This is a genomic window from Paenibacillus daejeonensis DSM 15491 (assembly GCF_000378385.1).
In the GTDB taxonomy this organism is placed as follows: Bacteria; Bacillota; Bacilli; order Paenibacillales; family Paenibacillaceae; genus Paenibacillus_D; species Paenibacillus_D daejeonensis.
The window spans coordinates 15,846-27,249 of record NZ_KB899681.1; the positions used below are offsets into that span (position 1 = coordinate 15,846).

Annotated in this window: 8 protein-coding genes; all 8 read right to left on the reverse strand. The window is 56.3% G+C overall.

Annotated elements, in window-relative coordinates:
* Positions 1-52 precede the first annotated feature (52 nt).
* The 8 genes from F556_RS0131180 to F556_RS0131210 all read right to left on the reverse strand — a co-directional run bounded on the left by F556_RS0131180 (position 53) and on the right by F556_RS0131210 (position 11,214).
* Positions 53-2,107, reverse strand: a complete 2,055-nt coding sequence (locus tag F556_RS0131180; RefSeq protein ID WP_020620942.1) for a phage tail protein — start codon at positions 2,105-2,107, stop codon at positions 53-55.
* Between the two features lie 12 nt (positions 2,108-2,119).
* On the reverse strand, positions 2,120-4,279 hold the full coding sequence (locus F556_RS0131185; RefSeq protein WP_020620943.1) for a putative baseplate assembly protein: 2,160 nt from the start codon (positions 4,277-4,279) through the stop codon (positions 2,120-2,122).
* Between the two features lie 285 nt (positions 4,280-4,564).
* Complete coding sequence (locus F556_RS0131190; protein ID WP_020620944.1) at positions 4,565-7,702, reverse strand: baseplate J/gp47 family protein; 3,138 nt, start codon at positions 7,700-7,702, stop codon at positions 4,565-4,567.
* An 18-nt stretch (positions 7,703-7,720) separates the two neighbouring features.
* Positions 7,721-8,122: a GPW/gp25 family protein gene (locus F556_RS0131195; protein ID WP_020620945.1), complete on the reverse strand. Its 402-nt coding sequence runs from the start codon at positions 8,120-8,122 to the stop codon at positions 7,721-7,723.
* A gap of 473 nt (positions 8,123-8,595) precedes the next feature.
* On the reverse strand, positions 8,596-8,721 hold the full coding sequence (locus F556_RS39140; RefSeq protein ID WP_281167929.1) for a hypothetical protein: 126 nt from the start codon (positions 8,719-8,721) through the stop codon (positions 8,596-8,598).
* 36 nt (positions 8,722-8,757) lie between these two features.
* On the reverse strand, positions 8,758-9,447 hold the full coding sequence (locus F556_RS0131200; RefSeq protein ID WP_026297607.1) for a phage baseplate assembly protein V: 690 nt from the start codon (positions 9,445-9,447) through the stop codon (positions 8,758-8,760).
* Between the two features lie 24 nt (positions 9,448-9,471).
* Complete coding sequence (locus tag F556_RS0131205; RefSeq protein ID WP_020620947.1) at positions 9,472-10,572, reverse strand: phage late control D family protein; 1,101 nt, start codon at positions 10,570-10,572, stop codon at positions 9,472-9,474.
* Between the two features lie 12 nt (positions 10,573-10,584).
* Positions 10,585-11,214, reverse strand: coding sequence for a CIS tube protein (locus F556_RS0131210; RefSeq protein ID WP_020620948.1), 630 nt, complete (start codon positions 11,212-11,214; stop codon positions 10,585-10,587).
* Positions 11,215-11,404: the final 190 nt, after the last annotated feature.

Consider the following 11,404-nt stretch of genomic DNA (forward strand, 5'->3'; position numbering starts at 1 on the left):
AAGGTCGGTGTTCAGCACGTGATTAACAGCGGACTTTTTGAACGCACCTCTTCTATTCTAGGCGTGAGTCTAGTTCTAATCGGGTATGCTGATCCATCCGGTTATCATGTCCGGTATCGATGGTAATTGTGTGATGCGGCATCGACTTCTGCCCGTCCAGCGTCAACAGCGTCGGCTCTGATAGAACCGTGTTCATGCCCAAATAGGAATGCAGGTCCATATACACCCACGGCTGCAGGATCACCAGCTTGCAACTGGAAAAAACCGGCTTGAACGCATCAATCAGCTGCTGAAGGGCCGCCCGCTTGACGTCCGTCTCGACATGCTCTGCCTTAACGAGCACATTAAACGTATGGGGATCGGCCGCGTACAGATGATCGCTCACCTCGCCCAGCTCAGGGTTCTCCTTGAGCGGTCGCACCTGTTCGTACTCCAGGATAATCGGCTTTTCACCTGTAAAAATAGTCAGCAGCAGCTCCATCGCAAACCGCGTGCCACGCATGCTGTACAGTGTGGGGGCATGCAGCAGGAGCTGGCGCAGCTGATCCTCTGTCCAGAAGTCCTCCGCGTCGATGCCGATCCAGCCGAGCAGCCATTTCAAGCTGGCGCCGCTGGCATGGGAGGCTTCCAGGGAACGCGGCATATCGGCGATCTTGCGATCCATGTCCTCCAGCATCGTCTGGAATAGGCTGAGGTAGCGGGATAGAAAGGCCCGCGAGGAGGCTTGATGCTCATAGATGGCGGGCAAATAACGCAGATACGACTCCCGCGGAAAATGCACTTTCATACTCTGAATGACGGGTGCATGATGCTCAGAGCCAACCATTTCGAGATAAATCCACAAATACCGACCCTTAGCCTCGAACAGCAGCGCATCCTCTGCATCGCGGAGCGGCTTGGACCACAGCCCGGCTAGCGCCGCAAACTTCTCACTGGGACTGAGGCTCTCGTCTGCGAGGTAGTCATCCAGACGGACCTTGCTCAGGCCAATGATCAGCTCTTCTTGGTCAGAAGCGTAGGTGCGGATATTATACTGCGTGTCCCCTACAGTCGCGGCCTCTACCTGAATCTTGTGCCACTCTGTCTCCAATTGACCGCTGTCCAGCGCACCGCTTACCCAGACGCCAATCCGGCGACCGAACTCACGCCAGCTTGCTGTCTCCGATACAGGCTGCATACTGTACAGATAACGCTCCTGCGGGTCCCACAGCTCGATGCCATGCCGTGAAGCCATGATTTTCGCGCCTTTGCCGTTACCCAGCAGCGCCCGCTCCAAGACCTCTCCGGTCAGTCCGTATCGCAATAGCTTGTGCACGCCTTCCATACTGCGCATCAGCGCCCAGAAGCCATCCGGTCCGCCGTCACACACAGACAACGTCTCCCCGCTGGGGGACAGGGCCTCCTCACCAGTTAGCACTGCAATCCCTTCCTTGAGATCGATCGCTATGACGCGGGAGGTTACCCTGTCCAGCAGCCAGCAGCGCTGGTCAGGTCCCATCGACAACTCGAATCGTTCCTGAAAAATATCTGCAATATAGATCTGATTATCGATCGGCAGCTCAATCGTCGCCTGCTCCCGGCCAGTAGCCCCAATCTGGAGCAGTTGAAGTGAAGGGGCCGAAGCCACCGAGGCGAGCAGCCAGAGACTGTTGTCATCTGCTGCCGCCATCGTGATCCCCAGAAACGATTCATCCCGCCAGGTATCGCGAACCCATTTGATCTGCGAGCTATCGGCGGACATCGCTTGCAGCATCGACGATTCACCCTGCTGCAGTACGATAATCATATCCTCGGTCACAGCCATCCTTGCCCAGCTGTCCCACTGAGCGCCATTCCAGGTCGTGATCGCCTCGGCATGATTACTGCTCAGCTCTGCCCGCCAGAAGATCCCCTTCTCATCGAGCATGTACCATCTGCCATTGCGGTCAACCACCGTATCCATGATGGGAGAGCTGAGCTGAGGCGGATTAAAATGCCGTCTCGCCATTTGCCGATGTACCTTCTCCCGGCGAATGGACAAGCCTTCCGGACGGCGCTCCAGATGAAACGATGCGCCCCTGTCCCAGTCGGACGGTTGACGGAATGAAAAAAACTGTGCGCCTGTCAATGCTCTCCCCCCTTATCCCATTGTTGTAATAAAGTCGATATCATGCTCGCCGGAAATCACGAGGGCATTGGGCGGAATTCGGATATCGCCACCTTCATCCGTGTGCACATCGCGCCCTTCCGCCATCAGCCACAGATCCTGGATGTAATGGACCCCCGGTACCTGATGGATGATGTCGTAGATGTCGCTTTTGTAGATGGGATGACCAAAAGTCCAGCCACTCGTGTGCGTATCCCCGTAAGGCTGCAACCACCGGGTAAGCGCCTCGCCCACAGCATGATCACGGCCCTGGTAGCGCAGATCCACAACAATCGTGGCACGGACAGTGACCTTGACATACTCCGGCGGAATGATGTGAAAATCGGTCGTTAGCAGACGATAGGGCTCCAAGTGACGGCCAATCGTCTCAATGAATCCCTCGCTCGGCTTGGGCAGCTGCTTCTTGCTGTAAGGCACCACAACTATAGAAATCTTACCGACTGCACGTTCCTCGGGGTACCGTGCAAGCTTGGGGTAATAGCCTGGAATGGTTTTGACCTTGGCAATGCGCAGGCCCGGAATTTCATATACTCGCGCTTCGAGATCCTCGGCCGTGATGCCGCATTTGGGCTGCAATAGGCTAAGTCTGGTGCGCAGCATCGCTTCCTTCATCGTCTCCGCCTCTGCGCCGCCGTAAGCGGGATACAGGTTCGTCACATGAAGGACCTGACCATGCAGCTCGATTTTCTGCACGATATTCTCCTTCACATTGCCCCCTTCGCCGATGCCGGTCCGGCAACCGATCAGACGTATGTTCGGCAGCGCCGAAGCCGGCGGGACCATGCCATGCTCCCCATCCGAGAACAAGAGGACGCCATCCTGCACATCAACGACATAATGCCGGCTGTCCGGACCCGACTCGTCGAAGTCAGGCTTGCGCTCCCAGTCGGTCCAGATCATCTCCCCTTCTTCAGGATTCCAATACCCGACCTGCAGCAGCAGCCGGTCTGCCATCACATCCTCGACCGGAAGCGGCAATCGCTGACCAGATATGCCCGTACCGCTGCCCAGCAGCCAGTGGTCCAGGAACCCATCCGAAACCGCAATGAGACGCACGCCTCCCGCCTCGGACACAGCAAGCTCCGAATCGATGTGCAGCACGGCCTGGTTATCACGGAGATTCAGGTCATACGTTCCGGGAGCGATGTCCCGCCATAGCGTGCCATCTTCGGTTCGCTGGAGCGTCAGCCGCCCCTGTTGAAACAAGGCATGGGTCAGCGGCGCAACAAGCTTGCCTGTCGCTTCCTCCGACTCGAGATCAGACGCGGCAAAAGTCTTGGCGTAACAGAGAGATTCCCCTTGTTCGGCAAAGACCTCATTCCAAATCAGACGTCGAATACGTGGCGGATCGTGGTACTCCCCTCCGGTCATTTCGACGCGCAGCTTCGTGGCCTGGCCCTCCGTCTGGGGAAGCTGAAACAGAATTGGCCCGCTCTGGTGAAAGCTGTACGATTCGTCGCGCTCCAGTGGCAACGGCTCCCAGCTGCCGCTGCCGTCCGCTTGCTCCAGCCAATAGCTCCACACTGTGGTACTCGAAGGGACAAAATGTTTGTAACGCGGCGGTATGCGTACCGTCGGCTCCTGATCCGTCAGCTCGAACCAGAGCGACAGCGGCGTCTGCAGCGGCAGGGGCTCACCGAACACGATCAGCATACTGGCGCCAATCTCCCCCTCCTCGCCAAACGGATAGAAGGGGGCACTGCCAAGCTCCAGATCGTCGGTCACGGCAAGCTCGCCTTCCGACGTATGGACATACACCTGTTTGAGCATGTCCGGCAGCACCGTAACCGGACGGATGGTCTCAAACGGCAGCTCGCCCACCCGCAGCAAGGTGCCGGTTGGCAGAAGCATGGGTCGGGCCGCATTGGAGAAGCTGACCGATGTCATCGCTGGCGTACGGTCGCGAGGCTGCTCGCCCAGCAGCTTCAGGAATTTGCGCTCATGGCTCACTGTGAGGCGGTCCAGACGGAACTGCTGCATTTCAATATGCCATGCCAGCATCTCCAGGAGGGTGATCCCGGGATCATGGGCGTTCTCATCCGTCCAATCAGCCAAGATGCCCGGAATCAAATCTCTTGCTTCCCGGACCAGCTCCTCGAAGCTGCGATCGTCCAAATTCGGTAATGGCAGCATAGGTGCGCCCCCTTTCTCATTGATATTTCAGACTGCCCTCAAAAAGGAGCCTTCGGTCACGGATCGATCTTCCGATCGCTGTTGTCCCCAGATTTCTTGATTCGTAACCGCCCTAGCGGTTGAAATCCGGGGAAGCATATGCTTTCGAAGCTAGCTTTTCTGCGAAAAGCTTTCGGGCGAGCGCTTCGCAGCATATGCTCCCGAAGTCGCTTTCTTCCAGAAAGCATTGACCAGATTCGATTCCGTGCCACTTCGGCATCTCGAGGGCAGCCTGATATCTCGGCCTTACTTCTTCACCTCAACATTAATCCGGTGCTCTCCAGAGACGACTACGCCGTGCAGGATTTCGGAAAGCCTGTCTGGACTTAGCTCTGATGCGTCTCCGTTTTCCACTTTGACCGCTTCAATTAGCAGCTGTGGAATGTGGATGACGGGGCCGATGGACTTCAGCAGGGCGTAGAACATTGACTGATGTACGATCTGCCCAATATTCCAGCCCTTGCCGTCGCTATTGCCGTGGATTGGATCGAGAAACGACCGCAGCTTGATCAGAATAGCCCGCTCCGTTGGAACGATATCTTCCATACTCCGTACCCATACGGTTGCTTTAACCCCAATCTGCAACAAAGCTGGCTCCATCACCTGCAAGCCTCCTGGGAATGCAATCGTTGACGCCGCCTTCTCCAGCAAATAACGCTCAATGTTGCGCTTCAGCTCCTGAAAATGCGCGCCATCACCAATACCCGACTTGGGCAGCACGACGATGGACACCGCGCCCGGCGACCGTTCCATCCGCACATTGCGGCCAGGCAGACATTTCACCTTGGCAACATTGGGATGGGCCTCCCGTGCCAACCATTCGAAATCCGCCGCGGTCACCGCTCGGTTGCGATGGGTAAACAGCTTGGGTCCCCGGGTAGTCGCTTCCTCCAGCGTACCCGCATCACAACCACCTGCAGCCGGGAAGCGATTGATTACCCGATCGACAAAAGCAATGGCGCTCTGCAGGGAGGTAATCGTTCCAGCAGGAACATTGCCCTTCTGCCCGCCCCCTGTCGTGTAGGTCACGCGCAGCGCATCCTCGCTGGTACGGCGATTCCTTGGATGACGATGACCGCTTGCGATCAGGCGCAGTCTGCCGGAAGCCCGGTCGATCATGAAATGCCTGTCCCCCTGACGCGATCGCAAAAACTGGGGAACCTCCTCATAACGGACCCATGCCTTGAGCAGTTCTCCCGCCGAGTCGCGCACCGTCTCGACTGAGCCCGGTCGCTCCGTGGCCAGACGCTGCAGCTCATCGATCGTCAGCGTATCCGTCTCGTCGGCCCAGACGTCAATGGCAAGCACCGGCGTCTCGGACAATTGGTAGTATTCGCTCAGTTCGTCACCCAACGTATCGTAATGCTCGACACGCTCGGGGAATTCATCAGTGAGCTTCTTCTGCTGAATAACCTGGGTGGTATTGAGCGCCGCATCCAGAATCCGGGGCAGCCTCCGACCATCGAGCTCCCGGTCATACCGGGCATCCAGGTTCACTACGCGAATCCAACAGCGCTGGGTGCCGAAGCGGGTATCCATGGCAAAATCCCGCGGTCCCGCAAATTGGATGTAGCCGCTGCGGGTCAGTCCGTTCGTATCGTCAGCGACGACCAGCGGTGCCCAAACTGTGGAGTTGCCGACGCTGCGCAGGTACTCCCATTCCATGAACGGTACGTCTTCACTTGTGACGTGTCGTTGTTTGAGCAGCAGGTACAGTTGAATCGGACCGCGTTCCGGCGGCATATCAAAGCCGATCCAGACCGCCGGGTGCTTGCCTTCCAGACCGATGAACGGCCGGAAAACATCACTGCCTGTTCGTACCTCCGCTGTCCGGTCAGCGACCTCAAGATTATTAAAGGTAAACAGCGTCTGCGGGGCATGCATTGGCTCATCGTAGCCGTAGCGGATACGCAAGTCGGAGAGCACTGGCGTGAAGTAGATCGCATTGGGAGAATAAGCATTATGAATATGTACAATTCGCGCGCGAATCCAGAAATTTTCCTCGGCATTCACAACGATTGGCTCGAGATCAGCCGGACAGCGGAAGGTTACCATACGCTCTTCCTCGCCCTCCCAAGGCTCGCTGAACAGACTGCGGTCCTTGTCCTCTACGGGCAGGATAATCCAGGCATAGCCGTTCCAATATTCCCACGCTACGCTCGTAATGGTAACCGGGTCCGGTTCTTCAACCTTGTCAACGTCCTGCCGCTTCATCACCATCTTCCAGTTGATCTGCGGTGGGCGGTCCGGCATGAGACGGGTAGGGGCAAAGCCAAGTCGAAAAGACAGTGTGATGCTCGCACCACGCTTGGAGAACGGTTCCTGGCCCGCGATATAGAACAGCCCGAAGGGAGCAAAATACGTGCCGAACGGCTGACAGCCATGCGCTGCATCGATTTGGATATCGTTGAAGTATAAACGGTTCGGAGCGATCCCCGCCTCATCATTCGCTGCTGCAAAATGAGTGCTGAGCCGCATACCATTGAACTGCATTCTGCCAAGCTGCGGATCCCCGTCACGCTCATGCAGAGACAATGCCCGGCAGCGAATCCAACGGCCGTTGACCTCACCGAGCTGCGATTCTACCAGCCGTCCATGGTAGAGCTTGATCAGCCGGATGGTCGCCTCGTGCCGGTAAACTCGATCAAATGCTGTCCAGCCTTGCTCGCTCAGGTACTCCCAGACAACCTTCGAGGCGTCGGCTAGCTTCTCCACTGCTTCTGCGGCAGCTGAGGCGTGCTGCGAGTTCTGAAAGCGAATCTCGATGTAGGCGGGATGCTCCACCCAGAACAGGAAGTCATGGCGAATATACATGACATGCTCCTGCTCATTCTCGCCTTCGCTGCCGAATAGCGCGATCCCCTGGTTACTGGCCGACAGCCTGCTCAGGTCGCCTTCGGTGGCTAGGCGTACAATCCGGTCACTGCGCGGACTGACCGCTACCAGGTCGAGCAGACGGGCTGTTGTCAGCAACAGCGTCTGCGCGGTCTCGAAGACGATCGGCTCCGGCTCCCCTGGCAGCTGGGCTGCCAGCTGCGTACCACGCTCGACCACCACAGGCTCCCGCGTCCCTTCCGTCAGGTAAAACGTCACCTGGGCAAGGGCGGGCTTGGCTGGCGCCAGCTCCACATGAAACTGGTTGAGGAAGGCAAGAAAGCTTTTGAACGGTACCTGATTCAGACGCCGGATATTGCCTTCGAGCAAATGCGTAAACATGAGCGCGAGCGCCGTACCAGGGTCCGGATCCTCGGGACTGAACCGCCATTCCGGCGCGTAGAAGGGCGCCATCTTTTTCAGTTGTTCAATAAGTAGTTGCTGCGTGCGCGTATCGATAACCGGGTAAGGATGGTCTAGCTGCGTCCCTCCCGCTCGTTGCTCCTTCATGCCATTCTCCCCGACTCGTTAATTTGATCCTTCGAATAAATAGTACGGATAGACCTGATTGTACAAATTGTTCGTGTGGCGCACCTCATACTGCACATGGATCAGCAGCTTCTCGGGTGTGGCCACGTCCCGTTCGACGCGAACCTCCACCTCATGCACTCGCGGCTCCCAGCGCTGAATCGCCTCGCGAATCTCGGCTTCGATCAGATGCAGTGTAGCGTCATCATTGCCCTCGAAGAGGAAACGCTCGATGCCGCACCCATAGTCGGGCCGCATGATGCGCTCCCCCTTGGGCGTCCAGATGATGATGCGGATCGCCTCGGCGATATCCTCCTCGTGCTGCACCTGCTTAATGCGGCCGGTGGCCGGATCGACCTCAATCGGAAACTTCCAGCCCTTCCCCAAAAACGCCTTGGACACACGCCTAACCTCCCCCGCATAATGATTGCGATATCCGCTGCAGTTCGCCAGCTCGCATGGCCGAACGCTGCAATGCACCTTCTTCCGCTATAGCACGCTGACACACTCGATCAACCTCTGCAACGCACCTTTCTTCCGCTATAGCACGCCAACTCTCTCGTTCGAATGCTGCAACGTTACCTTTATTAAGCTACACCCAGCCAACTAGACCGCCAACTGATAGTGCCGTCGCCTCCATTAGCTCTAACGGCCACCACAGCCGCTATTTTGCCTAAATTGCCTTGTTTGAAAATCTAACGGCCATATGAGCTGCTATTTACATCTTTTTCACCGATTTGGACCATTCTTCGGGCCAATAACCGCGCTGGTGGCCGTTAGCGCAAAGTGAGCCCGTTTTTCCACCAAATAGCTGCACTGGTGGCCGTTAGCGGAGACGGCGGTCGCTGAGCAGTGCGTTCTTTGCTAATCACCACTCACTGTTCCCGGTCCACCATTCGCCTCTTGTCGTTCACCCTCCACCATTTGCAGCTTACAGCTCCAAGTACACGGGGATCGGTTGAATAGTACACCGGCAGCATGATAGACGTCGATGAACGCATGGACCTACCAGCTTCCCCACCATCCGTTTCTTCTCGTTAGTTGATCTTCACCATCGAGCCCTTGATGTTGACGAGGCCGTCGGATTGCAGATCGAGGGAGGCGCCGCCCTTGAGCTTGAGCGCAGCCGTCGCCTCCAGCGTCACCTGGGTGGATTTGATCGATACCGCCTTTTGGCTCTCAATTTTCACGTCGCCCTGCTGCGTCAGCGTGATTTTATTGGAGCCCGCCTTGATCTCGACCTGGCTGCCGCCTTTGATCGTTATCGTCATCTGGCCGTTTTTGTCGTTGAGCTGGATCGTGTCCTCTTTATCGTTTAAGGTCAGATGCGAGCCTTTATTGGTCTTAATGCGCACCTGGCCGCCCTGATCGGTATCGTCGAATTCAAGCTGATGTCCGGCACGGGAAGTCATCTTGCGGATATTGTTCTTGTCATCCATATCATGAGGCGGCTTGTCCTTGGTGTTCCACAGACTGCCGATAACAATGGGACGGCTAATATCTCCCATCTGAAAAGCAATCAGCACCTCATCGTTCACCTCCGGCACAAAAAACATGCCCCGCTTGCCGCCAGCCATCATTGTCGTCACGCGCGCCCAGTCGAGCGCGTTGGTGTCGTCCATTACGGGTATCTTGACCTTGACGCGGCCCAGCTTCTCCGGGTCCCGATTGTCCGTCACCACGCCAACGTAGACACCATGAACAATTCCCATGAGTTGATCATTCACATTCGAAAACGAGTCGTACATTTGCTACACCACATTTCCCTGTATGCTAAAGCGTGTCCAGTATCCGGACCCATCGATTGAATGCGAAGCACTCTGAACGTAGTACGGCTGGTTGAGCCGCTGGCCCAGTCCGTCCAACCGTACATAGCGACCGGCGCGAATTTCGGGCAGCCCGATGCACTCCGCACTGCCGGTGACCAGCTGCATGGCACGCTCGTTCATGACGGCCTCTGCCTTTTGCTGGGCCTCCTGCACGTCAGCGACATTCAAGTACAGCGTTTCATCAAAGCTTCCCATTGTCTTGAGCAGGTCCGCTCCCGTCCTAGTCCCTGAACCGATCTTATTCACCGAGGTCGACGAGCCCTCAATCACCTTTTGGGTTTTGGGATCCCATCCACGCACTTTGACCTCCGTCACTTGATCCGCCAGATTCTGCTCCAGATGCACCCGCGTCAGATGCTTGCCCCAGGACATCGTCATCAGCGGTGATTTCTGTTGATTTTTCTTGCGGAAGTACATGGTCTTGCCGACAACGAAAAATTCATAATTGAGCCCCTTGGCCAGATTCAACAAAAACTGATAGTCATTCACCGGCTTCTTCGGAAGGCTGGCAATTGTGCTGGACGTCGCATCAATGACAAAGCTGGTCGCTCCGTGAGTCTGACCAATCTCCTTGGCAACGTCCGTAATTTTCTTATTGGCCCAGGTCGTCGCCTTGCTGCCGCGCATCATTTTGAAGGACAGGTCCATTCCCGTCACGCCAATCGTCGGCGCCTCGCCACTGGAGAAATCAATATTCACCGCCGTGATGTAGCCAAAAAACAGCGGCTCCAGCCTGTCCGTATACCCGAGATGTACCTCGAGCGGCTTGCCCGGAACAAGCAATTGATCCAGCCATTCAAAATCGCGGCTTACCGGATTATAGGCATTGGCGACTACAAAGCTGACCGTATCGGACGCCGGGGAGGTGGTCGTTTCCACCTGCACCTCGGTAATCGCCATCCCTTCGCGGACGGCATCCTTGTTGTTGATAAACAGCTTGAAGCCTGGCGCTATGAAGTTGCGGTATTTGGTTTCCAACTGGTCAAAGGTGAACTTGTCGCTGCTCAGCTTGATGTTACTCATCGCATACTCATCCTATCCGTAGAGGCGGGGAATTTTGATTACACTGCCGGGCTCCAGCCGCTTGGGGTCCTCGATGCTGTTGGCACGGGCAATTTCCCGCCACAAGCCGGGATCCTCATATTCCTCCGCCGCAATCTGCCAGAGCTGATCGCCCTGCTTGATCGTCCGCTGCTTGGTCCGGTCCGCAGATTGGCGCGGAATCTGCTTGAACTGATCCTGTATGCTCTGCACAGCTTTGAAGGTGACATTCAGCGTTGCCCGAACCGGGATGCCGGAATCCAGAAACATCGTGAAATTCTGGGATACTTTTTCAGCCACACCGCGGAACTGCAGCGATCCCCAGATGAACTTGCAGAGTGGCGGAGCGTGCAAATCCTTGTCTACATCGAGCAAGCCGGTAATCTTGGCTGTATGCGTCCGTACATCCTTGCCAGCCTCATAGGAGTCGAAAAATAAATCCATCGATAACGTCGTCGCCTCACCACTCACGAACTGGGCAATGGGCTGTGACAAGCCGGGAATCGTCTGCCACGAATAGCTGTTGGACGATTCCAGTTGATATTCGCTGGGGTTGAACAACACCTCGACCCGTTCCGGGGTCGATCCGCGCTCAATCATAATCAGTGCTTTTTTCAGCGCCATGCTCACTAACCTCCCGCTGCATTTCTTTCTTGCAATCTGTTACGTCTTAATGATGCTTCATGAAACGGGATTTCTCGTTCCTAGGTCTCGCTTAACGGACACTACGGCAGCTATCTCATGGCAAAACCGGACAGCATACGGCTGGCGGTCAAGGAGCAGTTATTTCCTCGGAAATGTTGGCTTATTAGCT